21 protein-coding genes are annotated in these 26,007 nt (G+C 46.9%); 10 read left to right on the forward strand and 11 right to left on the reverse strand.

Annotation, left to right across the window (positions count from 1 at the left end; translation table 11 throughout):
• Positions 1-124 precede the first annotated feature (124 nt).
• Positions 125-2,380 carry a hybrid sensor histidine kinase/response regulator gene (locus EHO61_RS07405; protein ID WP_135812992.1) on the forward strand — a complete coding sequence of 752 codons (2,256 nt, stop codon included), beginning with the start codon at positions 125-127 and terminating at the stop codon, positions 2,378-2,380.
• Positions 2,381-2,405: 25 nt separating this feature from the next.
• On the opposite strand, the gene EHO61_RS07410 is transcribed toward EHO61_RS07405, so the two are convergent.
• The 3 genes from EHO61_RS07410 to EHO61_RS07420 are packed head-to-tail and all read right to left on the reverse strand — an operon-like array spanning position 2,406 to position 5,187.
• Complete coding sequence (locus EHO61_RS07410) at positions 2,406-3,104, reverse strand: ABC transporter ATP-binding protein (RefSeq protein ID WP_135812993.1); 699 nt, start codon at positions 3,102-3,104, stop codon at positions 2,406-2,408.
• Between the two features lies 1 nt (position 3,105).
• Positions 3,106-4,365 (reverse strand): ABC transporter permease, encoded by a 1,260-nt coding sequence (locus tag EHO61_RS07415; protein ID WP_135812994.1) that lies wholly within the window; start codon positions 4,363-4,365, stop codon positions 3,106-3,108.
• A 6-nt stretch (positions 4,366-4,371) separates the two neighbouring features.
• Positions 4,372-5,187 carry an efflux RND transporter periplasmic adaptor subunit gene (locus tag EHO61_RS07420; RefSeq protein WP_135812995.1) on the reverse strand — a complete coding sequence of 272 codons (816 nt, stop codon included), beginning with the start codon at positions 5,185-5,187 and terminating at the stop codon, positions 4,372-4,374.
• A gap of 292 nt (positions 5,188-5,479) precedes the next feature.
• Between EHO61_RS07420 and EHO61_RS07425 the strand changes: the two genes are divergently transcribed.
• The 5 genes from EHO61_RS07425 to EHO61_RS07445 all read left to right on the forward strand — a co-directional run bounded on the left by EHO61_RS07425 (position 5,480) and on the right by EHO61_RS07445 (position 10,157).
• Complete coding sequence (locus tag EHO61_RS07425) at positions 5,480-6,883, forward strand: PAS domain S-box protein (protein WP_135812996.1); 1,404 nt, start codon at positions 5,480-5,482, stop codon at positions 6,881-6,883.
• A gap of 1 nt (position 6,884) precedes the next feature.
• Positions 6,885-7,616 (forward strand): LytR/AlgR family response regulator transcription factor, encoded by a 732-nt coding sequence (locus EHO61_RS07430; RefSeq protein WP_135812997.1) that lies wholly within the window; start codon positions 6,885-6,887, stop codon positions 7,614-7,616.
• Positions 7,617-7,745: 129 nt separating this feature from the next.
• The gene (locus EHO61_RS07435) at positions 7,746-8,453 is read left to right on the forward strand and encodes a Crp/Fnr family transcriptional regulator (protein ID WP_135812998.1); all 708 of its coding nucleotides are present in this window, start codon (positions 7,746-7,748) and stop codon (positions 8,451-8,453) included.
• 30 nt (positions 8,454-8,483) lie between these two features.
• Positions 8,484-9,146: a dienelactone hydrolase family protein gene (locus tag EHO61_RS07440; RefSeq protein ID WP_246032046.1), complete on the forward strand. Its 663-nt coding sequence runs from the start codon at positions 8,484-8,486 to the stop codon at positions 9,144-9,146.
• Positions 9,147-9,191: 45 nt separating this feature from the next.
• The gene (locus EHO61_RS07445; protein ID WP_135812999.1) at positions 9,192-10,157 is read left to right on the forward strand and encodes an NAD-dependent epimerase/dehydratase family protein; all 966 of its coding nucleotides are present in this window, start codon (positions 9,192-9,194) and stop codon (positions 10,155-10,157) included.
• Positions 10,158-10,219: 62 nt separating this feature from the next.
• On the opposite strand, the gene EHO61_RS07450 is transcribed toward EHO61_RS07445, so the two are convergent.
• Positions 10,220-11,152, reverse strand: a complete 933-nt coding sequence (locus tag EHO61_RS07450; RefSeq protein WP_135813000.1) for an MBL fold metallo-hydrolase — start codon at positions 11,150-11,152, stop codon at positions 10,220-10,222.
• Positions 11,153-11,487: 335 nt separating this feature from the next.
• Here EHO61_RS07450 and EHO61_RS07455 point away from each other — a divergent pair, with 335 nt between their 5' ends.
• The gene (locus EHO61_RS07455; protein ID WP_135813001.1) at positions 11,488-13,299 is read left to right on the forward strand and encodes a PP2C family protein-serine/threonine phosphatase; all 1,812 of its coding nucleotides are present in this window, start codon (positions 11,488-11,490) and stop codon (positions 13,297-13,299) included.
• Complete coding sequence (locus EHO61_RS07460) at positions 13,280-14,743, forward strand: PilZ domain-containing protein (protein ID WP_135813002.1); 1,464 nt, start codon at positions 13,280-13,282, stop codon at positions 14,741-14,743. Before EHO61_RS07455 ends, EHO61_RS07460 begins: the two co-directional genes overlap by 20 nt.
• A gap of 56 nt (positions 14,744-14,799) precedes the next feature.
• Here the strand turns inward: EHO61_RS07460 and EHO61_RS07465 are convergent, their stop codons facing one another.
• Positions 14,800-15,360, reverse strand: coding sequence for a YbhB/YbcL family Raf kinase inhibitor-like protein (locus EHO61_RS07465; RefSeq protein ID WP_135813003.1), 561 nt, complete (start codon positions 15,358-15,360; stop codon positions 14,800-14,802).
• A gap of 212 nt (positions 15,361-15,572) precedes the next feature.
• Here EHO61_RS07465 and EHO61_RS07470 point away from each other — a divergent pair, with 212 nt between their 5' ends.
• Positions 15,573-16,379 carry an enoyl-CoA hydratase-related protein gene (locus tag EHO61_RS07470; RefSeq protein ID WP_135813004.1) on the forward strand — a complete coding sequence of 269 codons (807 nt, stop codon included), beginning with the start codon at positions 15,573-15,575 and terminating at the stop codon, positions 16,377-16,379.
• A gap of 82 nt (positions 16,380-16,461) precedes the next feature.
• Here EHO61_RS07470 and EHO61_RS07475 read toward each other — a convergent pair whose 3' ends face one another.
• The 5 genes from EHO61_RS07475 to EHO61_RS07490 all read right to left on the reverse strand — a co-directional run bounded on the left by EHO61_RS07475 (position 16,462) and on the right by EHO61_RS07490 (position 21,780).
• Positions 16,462-16,665: a YgaP family membrane protein gene (locus EHO61_RS07475; protein WP_135813005.1), complete on the reverse strand. Its 204-nt coding sequence runs from the start codon at positions 16,663-16,665 to the stop codon at positions 16,462-16,464.
• Between the two features lie 170 nt (positions 16,666-16,835).
• On the reverse strand, positions 16,836-18,830 hold the full coding sequence (locus tag EHO61_RS07480) for an adenylate/guanylate cyclase domain-containing protein (RefSeq protein ID WP_135813006.1): 1,995 nt from the start codon (positions 18,828-18,830) through the stop codon (positions 16,836-16,838).
• 82 nt (positions 18,831-18,912) lie between these two features.
• Positions 18,913-20,892, reverse strand: coding sequence for an LTA synthase family protein (locus EHO61_RS07485; protein ID WP_135813007.1), 1,980 nt, complete (start codon positions 20,890-20,892; stop codon positions 18,913-18,915).
• A 226-nt stretch (positions 20,893-21,118) separates the two neighbouring features.
• A complete protein-coding gene (locus EHO61_RS17210; RefSeq protein WP_167884828.1) occupies positions 21,119-21,289 on the reverse strand; it encodes a hypothetical protein in 171 nt (56 codons plus the stop codon).
• 245 nt (positions 21,290-21,534) lie between these two features.
• Positions 21,535-21,780 carry a hypothetical protein gene (locus EHO61_RS07490; protein WP_135813008.1) on the reverse strand — a complete coding sequence of 82 codons (246 nt, stop codon included), beginning with the start codon at positions 21,778-21,780 and terminating at the stop codon, positions 21,535-21,537.
• A gap of 111 nt (positions 21,781-21,891) precedes the next feature.
• Here EHO61_RS07490 and EHO61_RS07495 point away from each other — a divergent pair, with 111 nt between their 5' ends.
• Entirely contained in the window at positions 21,892-25,059 is a 3,168-nt protein-coding gene (locus EHO61_RS07495) for a SpoIIE family protein phosphatase (RefSeq protein ID WP_135813009.1), read from the forward strand.
• Between the two features lie 50 nt (positions 25,060-25,109).
• Here EHO61_RS07495 and EHO61_RS07500 read toward each other — a convergent pair whose 3' ends face one another.
• A complete protein-coding gene (locus EHO61_RS07500) occupies positions 25,110-25,973 on the reverse strand; it encodes a sterol desaturase family protein (protein WP_135813010.1) in 864 nt (287 codons plus the stop codon).
• Positions 25,974-26,007 lie beyond the last annotated feature (34 nt).

Genomic DNA, 26,007 nt, shown 5'->3' on the forward strand with positions numbered 1-26,007 from the left:
AACCGGAAAAGGCCACCCACCCCGAGAGGAAATGTCTCCAATCGGTCCAAGAACTGGGATTTTATCATCTAAATTTCTAACCTAAAGATTGCTTAGCCGATTCTGATATGTTACTGTATCAGCAATGGCTAAATTTGGAATCAAATTGGTGCTCGGAATCATCTCTTTTACGATATGTTTCCTTCTCTACTTGCACTTTCTTGATCCCCCTTTTTCTCCCAAGATTACCGACATCCTTTCTTCCGGCGCTTATGCAGTCCTGTTTTTGCATCTAGGACTTTGGGCCGGATTAGAGGTCGGTTTTAAAGAAAATTCCTTTTTTTTCAGAGCCAAAACTTTTTCTCACCCCGGCGAACTACGCCGGTCCCTGGAGGAAAAGAAGCGTGCGGAAGCCCTGTTGCAATGCCTCTTTGACGGACTCGGAACTTCCCTTCCACTTCACCAATTGTTGATCAAATTGATGGAAACGGTGGAACGATTTTCCCCGGATACATTTACTTCCGTCGTACTTCTGGATCCGCTCGGAGCCCGGATCGAAAACGTGCTCTCTCCCAGCCTTCCGCAGGAATACCTACACTCTTTGGAAAAATTTCCAATCGGACCGAAGGCCGGCTCCTGCGGCACCTCCGCGTATACCGGAAAAACGGTGATCGTAGAGGATATTCGGACGAACCCGCTTTGGGCGGATTACAAACATCTGGCGGTCAAGCATTGTCTCCGCGCGTGCTGGTCCACGCCGATCCGATCGCCTGAAGGAAAGATCATAGGAACGTTCGCAATTTACTATAAGACAGTACGGGCTCCTTTAGAACGGGATCTGAGACTGATCTTTTTTGCGGCCTACCTAGTCCAGCTTTCTCTACAGTACCAACGATCGGAGGAAGGGAGAAGAAAGAGCGAAAACAAATACCGCGATCTGGTGGAGAACGCTTCCGACGGAATTTTCGTCGCGGACTCCGAAGGAAAACTTTTGGAAGTCAATCCTAGCGGATGCAGGATGCTGGGCTACAAACGGGAAGAATTACTGAAATTGAATTTAACGGATTTGGTACAGGCGGAGGACCTTTCGGGAATGCCTTTCCGTTTCTTCGATTTGCAGGATAGGAAAATGATGATCCTGGAGCGCCGTCTGGTCCGAAAAGATAAGACCACAGTCACGGTCGAGATCAGCGCAAAATATCTAGACTCCGGCCTTTTGCAAGGGATCGTACGGGACGTATCGGAGAGAACGGCCGCGGAACGAACTCTCAGACAAGCGCAAAAAATGGAAAGTATCGGGCTCTTGGCCGGAGGGATCGCGCACGATTTCAACAATTTATTAACGATGATTCTAGGGACTGCGGAAGTCCTACGAACATTATCGTCTTCGAATCCTGAGCTCAAAAGGCATTCGGAAAGAATCATAGAGGCCTGTAGCCGCGGGAAAGGTATTACGAAACAACTACTTCTTTTTTCGAGCCCCGTCTCTGCGGAAATGAAACCGACCTCTCTCCCGCCCTTGTTAAAGGAAGTGACGGATATGATGCGCTTCTCCTTACCCAAGAACATATCGCTCCAAACGAACTTTTCCTCTCTCGATAGGGTTATTTTAGCGGACTCGGGTCACTTGCACCAAGCCGTGATGAATCTGATCCTGAATGCGAGAGACGCGCTTCCGAACGGAGGTAGGATCTCCGTTCAGGGCGGCATCGTGGACGGGAAGACCCTAAGTCGCAAATTTCCCGGCGCTAACGAAACGAATTATGTGGAACTGGACATAGCGGATACCGGCGTCGGTATAGAGGACGAATACAAGGACAGGATTTTCGAACCTTTTTATACCACGAAAGGAAAGAACGGGACCGGATTAGGACTTTCCATCGTTCGCGGAATCGTCACGGAACATTCCGGCTTTATCTCGGTGGAATCCGAAAAAGGGAAAGGAACTAGATTTTCGCTGTATTTTCCGATCGTACATTCGAAATCGAAAGAGGAAAATAATACATTAGAAAAATCGAATCATTTAAATTTGAGCGCCCTATTGGTGGACGACGAGGAGTTGGTTTTGGAAGCGCTCGGAGAACTCTTGAGACTCATGGGCGCGGAGGTCCGAACCTGTAAAACCGCCGAGGAAGCGATTCTCTTGTACAAAAAAACCCCGGAAAAATTCGACGTAGTGATCACGGATCTGGAAATGCCGGGAATGGGCGGAGAAGCTCTGATTTGCCAATTGTTCGACTTTAATCCGCAAGCCTCCATTATAGTCACCTCCGGAAACATCGAAAGAGAAAAAAAGAAGTCGCTGCAACTGAAAGGAGTGCAGGGTTTTTTGGATAAACCTTACAAAGCCTCGGAAATCGGAGAGGTCCTGGGAAAATCCAGATTCAAAAAGACGGTATAGATCCGCTCTACCGTACGGTCGGATTTCAGTGCTTTTGCACCGTATCCGACTCCACTTTTCCGTCGACCAGGCGAATTTGCCGGTGTGCAAGCGCGGCATAATCCGGATCATGGGTTACGAAGAGAATCGTGGTATTGTTTTCCCTATTGACTCTTCCGAAGATTTCCATCGCCTTGTCTCCGTTAGCCGTATCCAAATTTCCGGTCGGTTCGTCGGCAAAAAGAAAGCTCGGATTCATGATGAGCGCTCTTGCGATTGCCGTTCTTTGCTGCTCTCCTCCGGACATTTGTGAAGGAAATTTATCCTTACAATTCTCCAAATCGAATTCGCTGAAGAGCTGCCTGGCATATTCCTTTTTAAGACCTTGTTGATTCACTTTACGCGCCGGCATGAGAACGTTTTCCATCGCGGTCAATTCCGGTAAAAGATAATGGAACTGAAACACGAACCCGATGCGCTCGTTCCGGAATTGGTGGGCCTCCAGACTCTTCATCTGGAAAAGATTCCTTCCGTCCAGGATCACCTGACCGTCGCTAGGCTCGTCCAAACCGCTGAGCATGTACAAAAGCGTGGACTTCCCCGATCCCGATCTTCCGGTTAGGGAAACGAACTCCCCTTTTTTCAGACCGAACTCCACTCCCCGGATCACTTCGATCGGAGGCTCTCCGAAACTCTTGCGAAGATTCTTGCAGGAAATGGAATATTCCGTTTTCTCCAGATTCATATCAGGCACTTCCTCGGATGATCTCCACCGGAGAAAGTTTGGAAGCGGACCTGGCGGGAATATAGGCCGCGATCCCGGAGCATCCTACCGACAATCCGAACGCTTTCAGATAAATCGTCCAGTCCCAGGAAATTCGCATCACGTTCGACATCATTTGCGTCTTGGAAGAGGAAGTATTCCCTATAGGGTATCCGTCCAAAAAGAAACATACAATGGCGCCGAGTACTAAGCCCGCCAATGAACCCACGATTCCCAGAAGCAATCCCTGGATGATGAAAAGGCGGATCGTGTCGTTCTCGTCGAATCCTATCGACCTCAGAATGGCGATCTCCCTTTTCTTCTGATTTACCACCATGTTCAATATATTATATATTCCGAATGCAACTACCAACATGATCGTAAAAGTCGTGGTATTCCGTACTATATTCTGAGTTTTAAATACCGCGAGGACGTTCTCATAGGTCTGGTCCCAACTCTCCACCTTATCCCTGGTAAAGAAAGCCCATTCCGTCGCCATATCGGCGGCTATATCCAGCCGTTTCAGACGGATCGCGATTTCCGAGACGACCCCGGTGGAGAGCGTGATCCTCTGAACTGTCCGAAGAGAAGCATACGCGGCAGTGTCGTCTATCATACGATTGCCCACGTGAATCACTCCGCCCACTTTTACGTTCGCCGTTCTTCCGTCGTCGGTAACGATATGAACGGTATCTCCCAAGGTCGCGCCCAGCTTTTCCAAAAGACCCGAACCGGCAAAGATCATGTCCCCACCTCGATCCAAATCCTTGAAGTTTCCGGATTCCACGTAATTTCCGATGGTCGTGACCCTCATCTGTCGGATCGGATCCACTCCCTGTAATTTGCCGGGAAGGCTTTGCTTTCCGAACTTAAAGATCAATTGCCGGTTCAACTGCGGGGCGTAGGCTTCCACCCTTTCGTCCCGGTCCAATTTTCGGAACCATCCGTTCACGTTGGTCAGCTGAGTGTTGTCCAACTTTCCGGAAGGAGGCTTCACCCATTTTAAAAAGGTCGTCTCGGGATAAAAAAGTCCATAAAACGATTGTTCACGGATCACCTCGTCTCTCGGAGAAATCCGGATCTGAGCGTCGTTATTGACGAGCTGGTCCGTGATGTATTCCTGGAATCCGACCATGATCCCCGAAAAAACGCAGTACGCCGCCGTGCCTAGGAGGATGCCGACGAAAGTCAGCACGGTTTGCTGAGGGCGATTGAGCAGTTGACGAATCGCTAAAAACCACACGACCCCTTATTTCTCCTCTTGGACGTACACGGTATCCGTGGAAAGAACGGAATTTTCCAGCACCTCGCACCACTCGCCGTCCACAGCTCCCACTTTTGCAGGAACCCAAATCGTATCCCCGCTCCGTTTGATTTTGATCCGCCCCTTCTGGATGGCCGAAACTGGAATCAATAGCGCTTCTTCTTTTTTTGCGACTTCCACCGCCACGTCTGCCGTCATCTCGGGAAGAACTCCGTCCGGCATTTCATCCACATCCACTCTGACAAAAAACTGTCCGTCCGAAGGATACACCTTCGTGACCTTGCCCGCCAATTTGATTCCACGTAAAGTCTCGAAACTCAATTGCGCGGGTTGTCCCACCTTGATGCGAAGCATGGAATCCTGGTCTAAGGATAGCAAAACGTAGATCTTTTTCAGATCCATCATCGTCAGTACGGAAATCCCCGGCATGACGACCTCCGCTTCCTGAAACGGAAACGTGGTGATGGTACCGGTAAAGGGAGCCTGAAAAAGGGTTCCCGAATCCGAAACGAGAAGCTTTGCCCCCTGCGATACGATATCGCCTTCCTTCACGAATAACTTTTGTACGGAGGAGGCGATCCCGAACTTCAGGTGGTATACGCGATCCGATTTGACTGTCCCCAACGCGTATACCAACTCCACAATCGGACCTTTTTTGGGGCGGACCGTATCGCCGCGGAACCCCAGCTTCCAGACAAGGGTGGACAAAAAAACCAAAACGAGTACTATAACGGCGCCCAACAAGGCCTTCCCCTTTTTAGAGGAAGAAAAAAACCTAAAAAAACTAAAGATTCGATCCATTCTCCTACCGTCGCAAAATAAAATCAGATTCAAAATACCGAATATTCCAATACATAATTTAGAATAGAATGAAATACGAATCATTCATCGGACGAACTCCCTTCTCACCGAAATCTTCGTCCGATGGGTTCCGGCACTACGGAACTTTTCTATCAATATATCGAATATATACGGATTCGACGAAATACGGAAAACGAAAAAACGCCAAATTGAATATTGACAATTGTCTGCCCGAAATGATAGTATGGAACCGTTTCGGAAACGAATTCGCAGCAAAAGCGATTTTTTCAAAATGCCGGAAAAAGAAAACGGAAATACCGACCAAAGAACCCTCGAAAGCGGCGTTGCGATCCAAAGCGTATTGGAGAATATCCCTGTCCTCATCATGGCCATGGACGAAAACTCCGGAATCGTATTTTGGAACCGGGAGTTGGAAAAAATCACGGGTTTCACCTTCCAGGAAGCTGTCTCCGATTCGGAAGCCCTCTTTGCCTCTCTTTTGCCCAATACCGAATATCGAAAAACGGTCACCGACATCTTTCTGAAATCCGATAGTCATTTTGAAAATTGGGAAATCGAGCTCCAGACCAAAACTCAGGAATCCAAAACGGTCTCCTGGTCCAGGATTCCTTCCCGGGCTCATATTCCCGGCTGGAGAAACTGGATCGTAGGAGTCGATGTCACCCAACGAGTGGAAGTGGAAGGAAGCCTGCAGAAATCCGTAAAGATCCTTTCAGATTTCCAGACCGCCCTCAACGCCGTATCCATCGTGGCGATCACCGATAAAAAAGGAACGATCATTTACTCGAACGACAATTTCTGCAAAATCAGCGGGTACAGTAAAGAGGAATTGTTGGGGCAAAACCACCGCATCGTCAACTCTGGCTTTCACGATCAGGAGTTTTTCCGGAATTTATGGCAGACCATCTCCCGCGGAAAAATATGGAAAGGGGAGATTCGAAACAGGGCCAAGGACGGTAGAATCTACTGGGTGGATACCACGATCTCTCCCATCTTCGATGAAAATGGCAAGCCGATCCAGTACCTTGTTATACGAAATGAAATTACGGAACAAAAAGAGGCCGAGGAAAAGGCCCGCCAAGCGGAAAACACGCTCAAAACCTTCCAGGATAGGATGAGCCCTCACTTTCTATTCAACACTTTGAGCATCATCCACTCCTACCTCGAAACGAATTCCTCTCTGGCGGATTCCGCCATTCTGATGTTGGCGGAAAATTACAGATTTTTAATCGATAACGCGAATAAACAATTGGTTCCCTTCGATGTGGAATGGCAATTTATGGAAAATTATATCAATCTGTTGAAATTGAGATTCCAGGATTTTATGGATGTGGAACTCACGAAAGAAGGGGATTTCAGCAGATGCGTACTCCCCCCTTTGATCCTACAGCCCCTTGTGGAAAATTCCTATATACACGGAATCCGGGACAAAGAAGGACGCGGAAAAATCTGGGTGAACGCAAAAATCCAAGGTAAAAAGACGGTGATTACGATCCGCGACAACGGAGAAGGACTCAAATCCACCGTCAACCATTCTCGAACCTTGGGAAATATCTCGGAGCGTTTGAAATATTACCTGATCGGATCCGAACTGAAAATAGACAACCATCCGGACGGAGGCGCCGTAGTCACGGTGCTTTTTGAAGAGCCGAACCGTTCGGAGTTCCGGAGGTAGAATGTCCCAGCCGGCCCAAGAATTGAAAATATTGATCGTAGAGGACGAAGCCCCGACTCGGGAATTGCTCGTGAACTATTGTCTGAGTCGCTCCGAACTCAAACTTACCGGACTTGCGAAGGACGGGTTGGAAGCCCTGAATTCCCTTCAGACCAACTGGTACGATCTCGTTTTTCTGGATATCAATCTCCCGAAGCTTTCGGGATTGGAGGTATTGGAAAAACTGGAAAAAATCCCCTACATAGTGTTCATCACTTCTCTCCGGGATAAGGCGATAGAAGCGTTCGAGTTCGGAGCGATCGATTACTTGCTTAAACCGTTTTCGCGGGAAAGATTCAACAAGGCGGTGGACAGGGCCCTGGAATTCATCGGAAAGCAGGGTGCCGAGAGTCAGAATGCCTTTAACGAGCACGGTCTATTCATTTTAGAAAAGGAAAATTATTTCCTGATTCCGTACAAAGACATCGTGTACATTTCTTCGAGAGATAATTTCAGCATTATCCACACGGAAAGCAAAGAATACGTGACGTACAAATCCCTGAAGGCCCTGGAAACGAAGCTGCCTCCGAGACAGTTCCTGCGAATCTTCAAACAATTCGTCATCAATCTGGAATACCTGATTCGACTCCAAAGCGACAGTACCGGAAATTACACCGTATTTCTCAAAGACGAGGAGGAAACCCAACTTCCTGTGGGTCGAAAATACATCTCCAAAATCAAGGAACTCCTCTAGATTTTGCCCCTGTATTTCCGCCGAAAACCCTCCGGATTGATCGAATGGCCCCCTGCCCGTTGACTATCGAAACGGATTGCCGTATAAAATACCTGTCCAAGCAACAAAGGACAAACGAGGTATTGATTTATGGCTACCGCCTTGGCATATAAAATCGAAGAAGAGAAAACCCCTTCCGTTTCTGCCTGGTCTACGTTTCCGGTTTGTTCGAAAGATCTATATAACTATCTTTTGGAGCAGAAATTCGGAAAACGGACCCTAAAACTTCCCAGAAAAAGCATCCTATTTTCCGAAGGAGAAGGAACAAAAGGGTTTTACCTGATTTTAAGTGGTACCGTCCGGACATTCAAAGACTCTCCGAACGGCCAAAGACAGCAGACTTTGAAAATCTACTCTCCGGAAAGTTGGGTAGGATTAAGAGACGCGATTTCCGAGGATTCGTACAATAAAACCGCGGAATGCCTCGAAGACACCGTCGTAATCTACATCAACGGAGAGGACACCAGACAGTTATTCAACCAAGATTATCGCTTTCAAAATGCGATTCTGAAATACATCTCCAAAGAATGCAAATCCGCCGAAAATCGGATCTACTCTATGGGAACGAAACAAGTGCATTCCAAACTCGCGGAATTTCTACTCTCCCTGAAGGAAAAATACGGCTCAGAAATCAACGTAAAATTTAGCCGCGAAGTCATGGCTACGACGATAGGATCCAAAACGGAAACCCTGGTCCGGGCTCTTGCCGATTTGAAGGCGAAAGGATGGATCGAAATAGATAAGAATTTCATAGCGATTCGAAACGAAGACGCCCTCCTAAAATTGATGGAAATCTAATACCGATTGATCTGGTGGAAAACATTGGACGTGAAAACGAAAGTCGAATCTTCCCAATTAACTATTCCCGTTCATTTGGTATCCATTTCCGCAAGGTTAGATTTACCCGTCGGCGCGAAGAAATTGGTACTTCTTGTCGAAGGTGTATCCGAAAGATTGGGCAATCTAGCCAACGTTCACTTCAGCAAGTTGTGCGAAAAATTACATTCCAGAAATATAGCGACTCTTCAGGTCGAAAGTCTACTTACGATTCAGGAAAGATCGATCTCTTTCAATCGAGTGGACACGATTCTACTCAGGGACAGACTCTTCTCGGTGGTGGCCTGGTTACGCGCCCAGAATAAGACAAAGAACTTCCGCCTTTTTTGTTGCGCCTCCTACGACGCGGTCGCCTACGTCGTCAAAGCCGTCTTGGAGAAGAAGATGGATCTGGACGGAATTATTTCCGTTTCCGGAAATCCCGACGGCTTGGACGGGGACGGTTCGATCCGGTTGGCGATGCCCGTACTTCTGATCTACGGAGGATTCGACGTACGGCGGATCAAAAAAATGGAGAAATCTCTTCTTCGACCCGTCCGGAACGAACGCGACTTGGAAATCGTGCAATTGTCCTCCGGTTCTTTTACGGAAGAGAAAAAATGGGAACAGGCGATGGATAAAATCCAACTCTGGCTGGATCACATAGATCCGTAACAATCTTACGTACTTTTTCGGATTCTCGCAGTCTAACGAGAATCTATGAAAATATTTGTCACCGGAGCTTCCGGATTCGTCGGAGGTGCGATCGCAAAAGAACTCATCTCCAAAAAGCACACCGTTTTAGCCCTTTCCCGTTCCGAAACTAGCGACCAAGCTTTGCGATCACTGGGAGCGCAAATCGTTCGAGGAAGTCTAGGTTCCGTCGATCCTTCCCTTCTGCAAGAAGTGGACGCCATAGTACATTGCGCCGCCTTTGTAGGACCTTGGGGAACGAGGAAGGATTTTTGGGATGCGAATGTGGAAGGAACCCGCCAATTATTGAAGGCGGCCGAAACCGCGGGCGTCAAGAGATTCGTTCACATGGGTACGGAAGCCGCCTTGTTCAACGGCCAAAACATGATCGGAATCGACGAGACCTACCCTTATCCGAAATCCACTCCGTATCTGTACAGCGAAACGAAAGGGGCAGCAGAACGGGCCGTCCTAGCGGCGAATTCAAAAACGTTTCAAACCCTCTCTTTAAGACCTAGATTCGTATGGGGGCCCGGAGATACGTCGATTTTGCCGGTACTCCTGAAGATGGTTTCCGAAGGAAAATTTCTATGGATCGACGGAGGCAAGGCCAAGACTTCTACCACTTACATCGGAAACCTGGTCCACGCTACGGAACTTGCGCTTACGAAAGGAAACGGAGGGAACGCCTATTTCGTCACGGACGGTTTTGACCAACCTTTCCGCTCTTTTTTGACGGAGATGATGCGAACGCAAGGAGTGGAATTGCCGAGCGGTTCCGTTCCTTCTTCAATAGCGGGAACCCTGGCCTGGATCGTGGAAGGTGTTTGGCGTCTTTTCGGAATCCGGAAGGAACCTCCTCTAATGCGTTTTGCAACGGATATTATGGGAAGAGAATGTACGATCAGGATCGATAAGGCCCGGAAAGAACTAGGTTACGAACCGATCGTAGACGTTGCCTCCGGTTTAAAGGCGATGAAAGCGCCCGCCTAACGTTAGAATTCCGCCGGATCGCGGCTCCGACATTCTTCGGTGGCCCGATCCGTTGTCGACTTCTACTTTTTCTGTTCCACCGGAATGGATTGGTGGCCCGGATGAACCTGGATTTTCGGATATTTCGCGGCGAGAGCCTTTAGGAAATCCAAACTTTCCCGGTTTCGTTCCGGATCCTCCGTATAACTTCCCGGAATCACCGAATTTTCCCAACCCCAGCGAGTATGGCAGGTATCCCCTGTTACCAATTGCAGACCGTTACTGCTGCGTACTAAAAATGCCAAACTCCCCACGGTATGTCCCGGCACTTGCAGGATGTAAAAGGATTGGTCTCCGAAAAAGTCCAAGACTCTTGCGGCAGCCGTTTCCGTCTCGGTAAAAGTCAATTCTTCCAAAGCGGGAGCAGGACCTAATAGCCGATCCGTGGTTCCTTGAACGAACATATTTAGGAAATTTCTCTTCGTGCTTTCCCGTTTTCCGGTGAAAATCGGAGTTCCGGAAGGAAAATCCAAGGTGCCCATGATATGGTCCATGTGCATATGGGTTAAGAAGACGCCGTTCACGTTCTTGTTCTCTTTCTTCAACCATTCTTCGGAAGTGACGTGGATTTTCAGATCGGCGGTATTCATTGCGGAGGCCACCATCGAGGAAATCGGCCATTCTTTAGGATCCTTTCTGAATACTTCCGCGACTCCCGTATCGATCACATACCGGCCGAACTTGGGATGATCGATCACGTAAAAATAGATTTGAATGGGTTCCTTTCCCGGTTCCAATTTGGCATCCCTGGCCTTCTGATCTTTCAAATTGATCAGACCGCCACGATCCACGGCCCAATCCGCGGAAACGATCTTCTGAAAAACGATCGGTCCTCTTTCCGCAAGAGGCACATCCGCCAACGTTCCCGGTTTTCCCCGAACCACTTGGAAGGAAGAATGCGATGTTACGGAACAAGAAAGCAGTGCCAAAAAGACGGAGAGTCCGAAAAATTTCATACGAACAGATTGGAAAAATTCGCTTAGAAAGCAAGGGAATTTCGTTCATCTGGAAGACCCTTTCGCCAAACCTGAGACTGGTGCACCGCAACGAAAGACGGGACCTTTTCAATCTCGTAACATTTCGGAATCGCTATTCAAAATAAACGTTTTAAAAGAAAACATTGTGTTTGTTCGAATTAATTATTTATTGACGTTGCTTTATCCTTGATTAGAATAGCTGAAATTTTCACACCCTCTCGCTTCATTCGAGTCGATGTTCGAAAACGTTAGTCTTTTTTGCATAAGAAAAGAAGAATCCGATCTTAAACTCACTTTCTTTTAAGGACATATACATGCTCGCTCAAGAACAGAGTTTTCAAAAATTCGTTTGGACTTTGGAAAAGAAATGGATTCAGATCGTTTGCGTACTCGGATTCACTTTGGTCCCGATTTTCGGCGGATTGGATTATTTCATCATCCCGAAAAATTACCTGGACCAAAACCTGACGTATTTTTTCACTCTAAGAGCCGCCGCTAGCCTGATCGTTCTCGTCCAATTCATTATTTTAAAATATTCCCCTCCGAATCCTTGGAATGCGATTCATGCGTATGTGTTCACTTTCATCGTAGGGGGAATCATTTCCCTGATGACGACCCGTCTCGGTGGATTCGAATCTTCCTATTACGCCGGACTGAATCTGGTTCTTATCGCGGTAAATCTCTTCCTACCTTGGAACGCATGGAAGGGAGCGCTGAACAGTCTCATCATCGTCGCCCAGTATGTGATCCTCAACCTGCTGTTGGATCCGGAATACCAGGTTATTTCAATCATCAACAATCTCTATTTTATGTTGGGAACCATCGTGATCTCGGTGACGATTGCGCACTTTAAATTCTCTCTGACCAAATCCGAATTCGAAAAGATGGACATGATCAGCAATTTAAAGTCCCAGCAGGATGGGGATTACTTTCTCACCTCTTTGGTATTGCAGCCGTTGAGCTTGAACCTAGCCAAAAGCAATTCGGTGAATATCGAATTCTTTACCAGTCAGAAAAAGAAATTCGTATTCAAGACTTGGCGCCAGGAGATCGGAGGGGATATCAGCGTCTCTAACGTGATCACCTTAAAAGGAAGAAGTTACGCGGTTTTCGTAAACGCGGACGCGATGGGAAAATCCCTACAGGGAGCAGGAGGAGCGATCGTATTCGGCGCGGTATTCCACGCTATGGTCCAAAGAACCAAGATGATGGAGGTTCTACAGAACCAATACCCCGAGCGCTGGCTAAAAAACGCCGTCATAGAATTGCAAAAGACGTTCGAGAGTTTTGACGGCGCGATGATGATCTCCATGGTGATCGGATTGATCGACGAGGAGTTAGGACTCGTATATTACATAAATGCGGAGCATCCCTTCCCCGTCCTCTACCGGGACGGAAAGGCCACGTTCATCGATTCCCAGATTTATTTCCGAAAAGTGGGAATGCTGGAATTGAGGAGCAAATTATTCGTAAGCCTATTCCAGATGCATTCGGGAGATGCGATCATTTTAGGTTCGGACGGCCGGGAAGACCTGATGGTCTTCGACCCCGCCGTCAACGCCAAGGGAATGGTGGAGGACGAAAACTTCTTTTTGGAGAAAGTGGAGAGAGGAAAAGGCAAGCTGGAAGGAATCGTAACCGCTCTCCAGGAATCCGGAGACATCATAGACGACCTTTCGCTTGTAAAAATCACGTTCAACCCTCCCAAGGCTCCGGCCTCCCTCAAAAATGGATCGGGACAGGACTCCTCCTCTCCTAGACTGGATCACTTAAAGCAGATCGTAGCTGACGGACTCAAAAGCGGAAGTATGGATAAAGCGATCGAAGCCGCAAAGGAAATCGTGGAAGCTTTTCCCATCGAATCCCACTATCTGTATTTTCTATCCAAAAATCTGAACAAAAACAAAAATTACAAGGATTCCATAGAATACGGGGAAAGATTCCGGAATCGGAATCCCAATCATGTGAACAATCTAATCGTATTATCGGATTCTTATAGACGAATAGGCGACTCGAAGAGGGCGGAATTGCTTCTTCGGGACGTCTTTTCTCACGAGCCCGAAAATCCGATCGCGCTAAATCTTTTAGGAAGGCTGAAACACGTAAATGGAAAAAACCTCGTCTAACCAAATCGCGGAAGAAATCGAAAAGCAGCTCCCGAAAGAGGAAGTTTTCGTTCCTACGTACCGCTGCCAATACCGAATCCATTCCTTAAACGGACAGGAATGCTCCTTAAACGCGGTTCTTCGGGACGTATCGAAACACGGCACGAGAATCTTTCATACCGATCCGATCACCGTGTCCGAAGCGATCGGATCCGCTCTTGAAATGAGTATCTATACGGATGTGATCCATTACAGCAGAAAGCTGAGCGGAGTAATCCGTTGGGAAAAAGAATCGGAATCCGGTTACGAATATGGCGTACAATTCGACGAACCGATTCACTTGGAACTGTTTCGGACTCTCCATGATTCCCTGTTAGGGATTAAGAACAAGATCGAATCGGATGAACCCAAAAATCCTCACAGCGGTTCCCTATCCATCGTGTTCCAAGCAAAGGAAAAAATCCAGGCGATCGCTCCCCTATTGGCCCAATTGGAATCCAGTCTGAACGATTATGAATACGCGGTGGGGTACAATCTGAAGGAGGAAATTTACGAAGCTACTTATATGCTCCTCCAACCGATTTATGAATTTTTAAAGAAGAAATCCAACGATCTTTACCACGAGTTGCCTCCGAACGAGATCGGATACAATTTCCAGTACATCCGCCAGGAATTGCGGGAATTCCTGTTCTTAGATCCTTTCGTCAAAAGAGCTACGGTAAAGCCGTTAGGTTATGCCGGCGATTTTGAGATGATGGACGCCATCTATAGGAACACGAACGAAGGCACGAACCTTTTGGGAAAGAGCCTACACAAGTGTACCTTAAATTTGAAATCGGCGCAGGCGGTCTTTCATAGACAGAATTTCTTTTATAGAACCATACTGGATCGCTTGAAAAAGGCCGAAGGCAAAATCCACGTATTATCGGTGGCTTGCGGTCCCGCTAGAGAAGTCGTCACTCTTGTTCGGAATGCCGACCAATCATTATTGGATAAATTAAGCATTTTTCTGTTGGATCAGGATCCGAGAGCGATCACGGAAGCGAAACATGGAATACGAATCGCTCTTTTACGCAGCAAAAAGAAACTGGATTTCCATTGTTTGAATATAGAGATTTCCAGATTTGCGGCCAATCCCAAAAAATACGTGCCGGTTTCCGAAATGGACATGATCTATTCTGCTGGACTTTTCGATTATATTAAAACCCGCACCGCCCAGAAGATCTGTTCTCATTTGTATTCCATCTTGAATCCGACGGGAGAGATTTTCCTAGGAAACTTTTCGGCGGATTCCGATGAAATCGGGATCATGGAAGTGATGGATTGGAGTCTGATCTATCGGAGCGACGAGGAATTGGTAGCCTTTGCGGATACGATTACGGGTCCTAAGACGGTAGGAGTGATAGACGACGCTTTTCCGCAGAAATTCTTTTATCTGACTAAAAACTCGCCCAGTAAAAATTGATTTCGAAAAGCCGGAGTGATCCGAAACGATCTCCTCCGGCAAGTTCCTACAAACCTCTACTTTCTTCCGAATTTCGCGGTCAGCTTCCCTTCCGCTAATTTTAGAGAATTGATATAGTATCCGGCCATCGCTCCGGGTGCATCCTGGTCCAAAGGAACCTTATCTTTGAGCGCGATCACACGGAAAATGTACTGGTGGGGTTTATGTCCTTGCGGTGGGCAAGGTCCGCCGTATCCCGGCTTGCCGAAGTCCGTACGACTTTGGATCGCTCCGGCGGGCAGAGGTCCCTTTTCGTTTCCTGCTTTTGCGGCAAGACTGGTAACATTAGCCGGAATATTAAATACGACCCAATGCCACCACCCGCTTCCAGTAGGCGCATCGGGATCGTACATAGTAACCGCGAAATATTTCGTGTCTTTAGGTGCGCCCGACCATTCTAGATCGGGTGAAACGTTTTCTCCCGAACAGCCGAATCCGTTGAACACCTGTTCGTTGGTAATGTTTCCCCCTTCCTTCAAGGACTTACTGCTCACTTTCAGATCCGCAGCGAACGCCGATGCTGTCGAAAGGAAAAAGACCAACGCCCCGAGGGCAAACCCGACTTTAGATCGAATCATAAAAACCTCCCAGTATCTACTGTAATACAAATCTTAGACGCGATAGTCGGATCCGCATCCTTTTTATATAAAATAACGATGTTCGCTAAACGAAACATCGATGAAGATTTGGCATACCGGATTTCTTTTCTTCTTTTCAGAAGCCGAAATGACTGTATTCTTGGGCGCGAGTAGAACGTAGGTCGGGACATCTAGGACAGGAGAAAAACGGTATGAATCAGAAAACAGTTCTTACGGAAATCATTCCCGTGAAAAACGGAAACATTTTCGAAATCGTAATCAACCGTCCGGAGGTACACAATTGCGTTAACGGAGAAACCGCGGACTTACTACTTTCCGCTTGGACGAAATTTCGCGACGACCCGGACCTGACCGTGGCAATCTTGAGAGGAACCGGGGAAAAATCCTTTTGTGCAGGCGCGGATCTAAACGCACTGAACACTTTGATGAAAATTAACGGAACGAACGATGAAGTCAGGCACTGGATCAAAAACTCCACAGGCCCCATGGGAGGAACCAGAGTGGTTCAGAGAAAACCCGTCATCACGGTTTCCCAAGGTTACACATACGCAGGTGGGTTGGAACTTTTCTGCCACGGCCATATCCGGATCGCGGAAAAGCAGGCAATGTTTTCCGTAGCATGCAGACGCTGGGGCGTTCCGTTAGCGGACGGAGGAACCGTCTATTTGCCTTGGCTGATCGGTCCCGGCTCCGCCCTTCCGTTGATCATTACGGGTCAGAGAATTCGTGCCGACCGTGCGTATGCGATCGGGCTCGTATGGGAAGTCACTCCCAAAGGCAGAGGAATCGCGAGAGCAAGGAGATACGCCGAGCAAATCTGCGCCGTTCCTAGAGACGCTTTGATGGCGGATCTCACTTCCGCAATCGACGGATACGGACGCCCCTTGGAGGAGGCGCTGGAAACGGAAGCGAAAGGAATTTATCCGGTAGTGACTAGCGAATCTTTCCGGGAAGGTGTTGCCGGCTTCCAAAAGGGAGATCGATTTTGGTTCAGATGATCCTTACCTTGATCTAAAATCACCCCGGGACGATCTCGAAATTTCTCCGGAATCGCCGGGGTTTTCGTTTTCTTTTCTTCGGTTAAGATCTCTTAACCCGATAACTGTGGAAGCCGAACAGTGCATAAAACGGGCACCATCCGATTAAACCCGTCAGCACCGGAATCCATCCGATGATGACCAGGAATCCTCCCGTCCAAGTTTTAGACCAAAAGCCCACTCCGACCAGAGTCATTCCTATGACAACGCGTAGAATTCTATCCAGCGTTCCTTCATTGACTTTCATAGTACCTCCGGATGCAAGCCATCCGGGTCTCAGTATCCATCAAAAATTCGTTATGTCAATATGCCGAAGGAAAGAAAACCTTGAAACACGATCTTCTTTCATCATAAAAGCGTCTAAGTTTATAATTCGGGAACCGCAAAGATAGGAATTTTCTCTCTATTTTTTTCCGCCTAACAGACGACTTCGTATACCTGACTGGATTTGGACTTTCCCTTTACTGCGACTTTTCCTAGTCTCTTGAATCTGAATTTTCTTTTGTTGCGGATCTTTTTATACGTATTTTCGCTTAACAGAAGATTCGTCTGGAATTGCTTGGTCAACCCTTCTATCCTGGAGGCTAAGTTGACGGCATCAGAAATCACGGTACCATCCATGCGTTGGTCTTCTCCGATGGTTCCTAACATCAAGGTCCCGGTGTGAAGCCCGATTCCGATACGGATCGGCTCGAACTTTTTCTCCTTTCTGCTCTGGTTCAGATCTTCGAGCTCCTTAAGCATTTCCATCGCCGCCTGCAAAGCGTCATCTGCGCTATCGGGAAATAAGGCCATAATACCGTCGCCTAGATACTTATCCACAAAACCGTGGTTCTTCCGGATGACGGGTCCCATTTTTCTCATGTAAGAATTCAAAAAATCGAAATTGTCTTTCGGACTCATCTTTTCGGAAAGATGAGTAAAATCCCGGATATCGGAAAAAAGGATGGTCATTTCCCTTTGGACCTGGTTTCCCAATCCTATTTCCGTTATGTTTTCCTTATTTAGAAATTTCAAAAATTCCAAAGGAACGAATCTACTGTAAGCCCTATTCACTTCCAGAAGGTTATCCGACAAGCGCTCTATGTACAGGAACGCTTGGGAAAACCTGAAGGAAAGCAGGTACGACTGGGCGAATATGAACGCGAAGAGGCCGAAAGGAAGATAATACCCCGTACTGACGAGCGCTTGGGAATACAGTATATCGTTTATGGAACTCGCGGTAAGAGCTAACAGTCCTCCCAAGGCCATCGACGCCCCTTCCGCTCTCCTATAGAGCAACCTCGCGAGTATAAAAATCAACCACCCGATATATAGGAGCATTAGTAACTCGAACGGAATCATCGAATGGGAATAAACGCTCGCCGGAGTGAGAATCACGAAAATCGATAAAAGAGAATAGAACCACTGCGTAGATTTTCGGATCCTACCGGAAATGGCACCCGGAAAGAGAGCGTCCATATAATTCACGAAAAGAGGAACGGAGACGTATATGGATAAGTATTCTATTTTGTTCCAGAACTCCCAAGGAAGGTCGGGGATTTTTCTGATCAAAAACCTTTCCCCAGTCACCAGCAAACGCATACCGATGGAAAAACAGAAAGCCCCGAAATATAGTCCGCTCAAGTCCCTTCTCCTAAGCGAAAAAAGACCGAAATGATAGAACGCCATAATCATGATGCTTCCGAAAAGAAACATTTCGCTGTTGGCGTGATCTTCGCGGAAGATTTGCATCTCTGATTCGGTTCCGAGCCGTATCGATTCCCAAAGTCCTCCCTTAAAGTGATGAAAGTTGGAAACCTCCACCGTAATGGTAAATTCGTTTTTTGGAAAAGAAAGAGAATTGTATTGCGGAAGGTATTGAGGCCTGGAGGAATTGGAATCGATTCCCACGACTCCGTTACGTGCGATTTTTTTTCCGTCCACAAAAACCGAAGCCGCGGTTCCCGCATCCTGAAAACGCAACATCAATCTTTCCGTATCCTTTCCGAGCAAGACCTTCAAAGAATACGTACCATAGCCGTAGGCTTGGAAGGAATTCAATCCCTCTATGCCCGAGATTTGATTCCAGTTTCCCGGTACGACGGTCAATATGGATCGTTCGGAACTCGTTTCGGAAGGACGGGAAAGAGTCAGTTCTTTCCATTGGAACTTCCACTCTCCATCCAACTTAACGATTCCGTCCTCGGAAAAATTCCACTCCCTTAAATCCAAGACTCCCTTCTCCGCCAACGGAGCGATTTTAGAGGAAGGGGATCCGATGCAGGCTGAGAAGGAGAAAAGGAAGAACAGACCGATTCCGGAAAATTTTCCGATCCTTAGAAATTTAGCAGTTCTTAAAGTCCAAAGTAAAAAAAAAGGATCGTAAAAAGAGCGAGTCGTTTGTGACCGGCTTCCACTTTCGCCAAACATGAGATAAGATGACGATAAAAAACGAGCAGAATCGACCGTTTTAACCGGTCCTTTTTTGTCGGAGCCGCAGCAAGATCCTGCCTCAATCGGCAAACGATCCGGACTTCATCTCCTTCTCGGACGGAAAAATCGAGTTGCTATTCAATAATTGATAACTCAGATTTAAGAATGCGCGCGCCTTATCGGAGGCTTGGCGACAAAAGGCCGGGTCCTTTTTGCAGAATTCCGTCGGCCCCGAAGGGGTAGAAACCGAATATTCCGCTCCCCCTTTTCCATCCGCATATTCCAGATGAAATAAATCCTTTTCGATCCATCCGAAAAGAGTCCCATAGGCGAAGTAGGCGCTTTCCGTACGGTTAAAGGAAAATAAATCCCGGCCCATAGCGGAAAAATACGCCGGTTTCCCTACGATCCCGAGAACGGTCGGAATGATATCCAATTGAGAGGCGAATTTATCGTCTTTTCCCGGTCTAATTCTACCCGGAGCGTAAATCAGAAACGGGATATTCCTGTCCTCGTAATAATTCAGATAACGGTGATGAGTATGATCCGCAACAAAGACAAAGACCGTGTTTTTGAAATATGGGAATTTCTTAGCCTTCTCTATAAATTGACCGATGGCCCAATCGGAGTAATGATACACGTTTAAATATTCATAATCCCTAATGGAAGAATCGAAAATATCGAACCGCTTTTCCGGGGTTTTATAAGGGTAGTGCGTGGTCAAAGTCAAGGCCACCCCTAAAAAGGGTTTGGAAGAAGAGCTGATTTTCTCGTGTAATAGTTGCAGAACATCCGCGTCGTCGTAACCCCAAGCTCCTTTCTTAAAACGTCCAAGACTCCGGATCTCCGCTTCTCCCACGACCGTTTGGAACCCCCAATGAGGCATTAAGACGGATTCGTTATCGAAGGTTAAGTCCCCTCCGGTTACGAAATAGGTTTCGTAACCCAGGTTCTTAAATATGGATCCGATGCCGGAAAAATTGCCGAGGACTTGGTGGGTACGAACCACGGTCAGCCCGGGGCGATCCGGTATCCCCGTCAAAACGGACATCATTCCGTTCGTAGTCCTTCCACCCGATGCGAAAAAATGCGTAAAGAATCTCCCCTCTCTAACCAATCGATTGAAATAAGGGGTCAGCTCCCTGCCTTCCACGATCCCGTCGGATATGGGTCGGATAAATTTACCGGTCCAACTTTCCAGCATTACTATGACGATATTCGGCGGAGTTCCCTCGTTCGTTCCTTTCTGAAAACGCAACAGCGGATATTTGTCGCTTACGAAACCGGCGTTCTGATACTCTATCTCCTTACGCACGATCCGCACCGCATCCGCTTTCTTCATCACCAGATTCGGATTCAGATTCTGACTTTTCAAATCTATAATGGACGTGTAGATCCCGTTTAAGGGAAGATCGTTTAAAAAAGGATTCGTAGAAGTTGCCGCGTACGCGGGGCGAAGCGGAGTCTCCTGAATACCCCCTCGGATGGCGATCACCAAAAACGCCACGATGAAAAACAAACGCAGAGACTCGTAAATCCAGTTGCCCTGTTCGGAATTTTTAGGCACCCTTCTCCAGAAAACGAAACCCGCGATAAGAAGGAAAACGACCGCGGAGCAAATCATAAAAGTCAGGAACCTAGGGCTTTCCGTCAGAGCGGATTTAAAAATCACCCAGAAACCGTTTCCGAAAAATACGAATCCTTCGTAGCCTAAGTGCTTATTTCCGTTTTCATAATAAATCAGATCCGCGCTTAAATGCCCGATCATCCAGAGCGTTATTAATATGGCGGAGTATCCCCAAAACAATCTGTAGAATCGGATCCTTCCCAACACCGGCACCATCAATGGTACTGCAAAAAGAGCCAAAAGCATGGAGATAGTCGCCAGATCGAACCTGAGGCCGACCGCCGAAGCCAGTAGAAACGCCTTCACCCCCACCCCGTCCAGACGGTAGGAGTAGATCCATACGAACGCTATTTTATAGAGAAGTAAGATAATGTAGAAAAGGAGAAAATAGAATAATATTAATCTAATATTAAAGGATGTTTTTTTTTCCACAAAAGCAAAATCAACGAATCAAATCACAAGGCAAGCGAATTTCAAGGATAAAGGAAAGGGCTCGTTCCGAATTTTCGGGCCCGAAAAGCCTAGTTTAAAACGAAGGTCTAAAAAGTCAGCCTGGAAAGCCGCACTCTTCATTCTCTAACGACCCCACAAAACGAAAAAGAGCCCGGATCGTCCCCGACTCCGAGCTCCTTCTAGCGAATTCTTTGCTTCTTAAGACTTACTGTTTGGATTCCACGCAATAGGTCTTCCAGAACATAATGCCGGTATGATCGGCTTCCTTTGCCGACTTGCATTCTTCGATAGAATTATAACTGCCCAGTTGTACGTTTCCTCTGGCCGAATAAAGCCATAAAATCCAGAGGCCGGCAATTAAAATCGTCCTGTTCATCAGCTTCCCCCCAATTCCCCCGAATATTTTCCAACTTTCCGACATTCCCCGTCAAGTATTTAGCGTCTATCGTATATGACGAATTTATCTTTTAATTAAATTCATCGAGCTACAAAACTTAGCCTCTTGATTTTACTTCCCGCCGACGTCCGATACGATAAAATCGCAACTGAAATTCGCCTTCCAGGAGTCGTAAAATTCTTCCGACTTCAATTTTACGATCCGAAGCGGGTATTTCGATTCGATCAACCGCGATCTAAAAGAAGTATTGCCGCTTCATGGGAACAATCGTACGCTTCTATTTCTACTACAAAATCGTCACCGGAATTCAGGTTCGTCAGAATCTCAAACCCGTTACTGCGAAGATCTCCGGAAACCAACTGATTGACTTTCATATAAGAAACGTCGGCTATACCGTATGTATATCCGAAGTCCGTACGAATTATGATCTTATTGTCCTTTTCGTTTAGTCCGGCGATAGTGCCCCTCATGATTTTTCCCTTCCACTGCGAAATTCCGCGCCTTTAGGATTAATATGACGAAAAAAATACGCTATTTTCCTTGACGTTCCGTTTTTTTTGGAGATTTTTCTGAATCCCGATATGGAATCTTTTTTTCTAAATTTTTATTCCTTTGGATCATTATTAGCAGCGCTGTTTTCCGCTTACGCCGCTTTCTTTTTCCTTAGGATTAAGGATAGAAGCAAGGCAGCCCTAAACATCGGGTTGGCAACATGCATAACGATTTTGTATCACTCCGCTTACGCGGTCGGGTTTTCCTCGTACGACGAATGGACGATTTATCACAGATGGTTCATGATTCCCGTTCCTCTGATCAGCTTGATCCACCTATTTCTATTCTTCTTCTATTTCCCCGAACCTAAAAGGGTGAAATTGGGACTTGGGATTTTCTTTGCATTGTATGCGGGAATCATCGTCATCACAGCCTTCTACATTATGGTTTCCTTACAAGCTCCGAGGACCTTCGTTTTCGGAAGCCACCACTGGGATTTCCAAACACAACTTTTTTATAAAATATTTTCCATCCTGGTCTTATTCTACATTCTATGTCTAATCGCCGCCGGGATCTGGCGAGCTTATGTGGAAAAAGGAAAGCAAAGGAGAGCGGTGATCTATCTCCTTCTGACGTACTGTTTTTTAAGCATTTTTTCCGGGATTATGAACGCGCTGAGTAGGGACGGAACGGTATCCCGAGCGGCTTACCAACAATGCGCCGACCTTACCTTGGTGGCGGGATATTTTCTGATGATAGTCCTGTACGTGAATATAACGAAGGAAAGAACCACCATCCTGAGTCGCATTATAGGAATCGCAATGGCGACCTTCCTCTTGACGTTTCAATTGGTCGGCTATGCGATCTTGAACGGCTACGATTCTTCTTTCGATACGATCCAGACTCACGTCACAAGATCGGCCGTTTTGAACGAAGAAAGACCTAAAGATCTCCTATATCTCTTATCATTCGATCCGGAAAATTCCAAAATAAAAACGGAATATGGATCCAAAGATCCGAGGACCGGAAAAAGCGACGGCGAAGAATTACGATTTTTTTATTATACCAAAAAACTGTTAAACCTAGGAAGTATGGATGCGAAACAAAGGCGAAAAAGATCCGAAAAGATCCTGGAAGAATCGCCGGAAGCATTCGGAATATATAGGAGCGGCCTTTGGGAATTTCTGGAATCCAAAGGGAACGGACAGGTTTCTGATCCGGATGTGGAACGCTTTTTCGGCGATATGGAAAAAAGATTTTCGGTCATTCGGAATAAATTTTATAACGCTCCTAATAAAAACGATGATACCCTCGCGGACAAACTTTTCCGCTCTGAGGAAGTCGGCGTTTCCGCAACGATGAAATCCCTTACGGAGAGATTTAAGGGAAGTGTCCGCGAAGGCATGAGCGGCGAGGAATTGAACCAGCTTTTTCTTTCGATCGCGGTCCCGTTGAGAAAGGAAGAAGAACGCATATACAGGGGAGTCAGAACCTTTCACCCGGGGGATCCTAAACCCAATTATTATGTTTCCTATATATACCAACATCCTAAAACGGGAAAAATCTACGAGGCCGGATTCGACTACAGAACCCTAAGGCAATTCCTCCACCCTCCCTCTTGGATACTCGCCGTTTCCCTTTTATCCATCTTTTTTGTGACTGCGATCGGATTCCGACTCTTCTTCGATGGTGCTCTTCTTACGCCGTTAAACGAAGTAGTGACCGGACTAAGGGAAGTAAATTCGGGGAATCTGGATTACAGACTGACACCGAGAGTCGAGGACGAGATCGGTTTCATAGCGAGATCGTTTAACCGGATGACCAGATCGATCCAGGCTGCGAGAAAACGGTTGGAGCAATACGCGGCCGAACTGGAGGATAAGGTCAAAGAGCGCACTAAAGAACTCGAGTTATCCTTGGAAGAGATCAAGGAACTAAAACAGCAGCAGGACGGAGATTATTTCCTTACTTCGCTTTTAATCCGGCCGTTAGGGGAAAACAAAGCCGTTCAGGATACGGTAAAAGTGGATTTTCTATTGGAACAGAAGAAAAAATTCACCTTTAGGAATTACGAGGACGAGATCGGCGGCGATATGAATATCGCGAATCACATCGAGTTGAAACGAAGAACGTTCACCGTATTTCTGAACGCGGATGCCATGGGAAAATCCATGCAGGGAGCGGGAGGGGCCTTGGTTTTAGGTTCCGTCTTCGAGTCCATCATAGAGAGGACCAGACTGGTGGAATCGATGCGCAATCTTTCCCCCGAACATTGGCTCAAGGGCGCGTTCACGGAGCTACATAAAGTTTTCGAAAGCTTTGACGGTTCCATGCTAGTATCTTTAGTCATGGGTCTGATCGACGATCATGCCGGAATCCTTTATTATATCAACGCGGAGCATCCTTGGACCGTTCTGTACAGGGACGGCATATCTTCGTTTATAGAAAACGAATTATTATTTCGTAAATTAGGGACTACGGGGCTGGAAGGTAGAATCTCGATCAAGACCTTTCAATTGGAACCCGGAGACGTGATCATAGCCGGATCCGACGGTAGGGACGATATACTGATCGGCATGGATGCGACAGGGGGACGGTTATTAAACGACGATGAACACCTCTTCTTGAAAATCGTCGAAGAGGCCGACGGAGAACTGTCGGGTATTTACGAAGGAATTCTGAAGAGAGGAAAACTTACCGACGATCTTTCCCTGATCCGACTTTCCTATCTGGAACCGAACCGAACCTCCCCGGAAGAGGAAAGTGATAAGCGGAAAATCCTGGAATTGCTTCGGCGAGCAAAAGCGACCACGAACGAATCGGATATTTCCGAGGCAATCTCCTTCCTCCAGGAGGCGGAAACTTTGAACAGTCGGATTCCCGAGGTAAAAAGAAATTTCGTCCGTCTCCACCTCAAACTGAAAAATTATCGGGAAGCGGCAAAGTACGCGGAAGATTATCTAGATTTACGACCGATTGACAACGAAATCCTTTATATAGCCTCCTTTGCGGCGAGAAAAGCCGGAATGTTGCGTAAGGCGCTGGAGTTCGGGGAACGATTACGGTTAAGAGATCCGAACCATCTCAAAAACCTGATGAACCTTGCGCAGGTTTTCATCATCCTAAAAAAATTCGACCAAGCTGCGTCCGTTACCCAAGAAGCCTCCGCAATCTCTCCTGACAGCAATGCCATCCTGAAACTCAAGGACTTCCTGGGAAAATTGGCTGATAGACAGACCGACGAAGAGCGGATATAAACCGAATTCGGAAACGGGGGGACTCTCCGCTGCGGGCCTTTTTTATCCGCCTATCTTTCTTCCAAAGCGAAGGCTAGAGAATCCACCAAATCTCCGCGCGAGTTCCTATCGGCATTTCTTTCTTCTCCCCTTCCTTTCGCGACGGTTTCGAAAGTCGTTTCGTAATCCTCGAAATTCGTCTTCATCACTCTGTCCCAAAAATTGAAATAAAGACTGTAATTCCCGTGAAAACGTTGGTGGTGCATATTGTGATGGGTGGAAGTATTGATCCATTTCAAAATCGGATGCTTTGCCCAGCCTCTGGGAAAAAGTTCGTAACCGGTGTGCCACCAGATATTCATCACCATAGCGTAAACGGTATGCGCCAAAAAGAAGCCGAAATGAAAGGGAACCAGACAGATAAAGGGAACCACGTAGAAAGCCTCCAAAAAAGCCTCGATCCAATGAAAATTATACGCGGCAAAAGGAGAAGGGTTTACGGATTTATGATGGAGAGAATGGACCAAAGAATAGACTTTCCTATGGTGCATCAATCTGTGGAACCAATAAAACCAAGTCTCATGCCAAACCGTAATCAAAAAAAGGCTGAAGAATCCGTAAGCCCATCCGCCGTGCTCCGACAAGTTGAAATAAATTTTACGATTCAAAATCCCGAACCCGGAAAGAATGTAAACGGAAATCGCGATCCCGCTGAACATGAATAAGGTCACCGCGGACTGTTTGATCTCGGACCAAATCTTTTCCGACTTAGGAAATGACTGCTGGATTCTGAATTTTTGGAAGGATCCCTTTTTCCAGATCCAAAAAACGAGGAAAACCAGACCCGCAAGAGGATAGTAACGCAGAAAATTCATACTGAGCTGAAAAAGTGCGAACGACTCCACGCATTCTAGGCTAAACTGGCAAGACGGCATCGAAATATCTCCTAAATCGCTTCCATACTACGAC

The organism is Leptospira fluminis, from assembly GCF_004771275.1.
GTDB lineage: Bacteria > Spirochaetota > Leptospiria > Leptospirales > Leptospiraceae > Leptospira_B > Leptospira_B fluminis.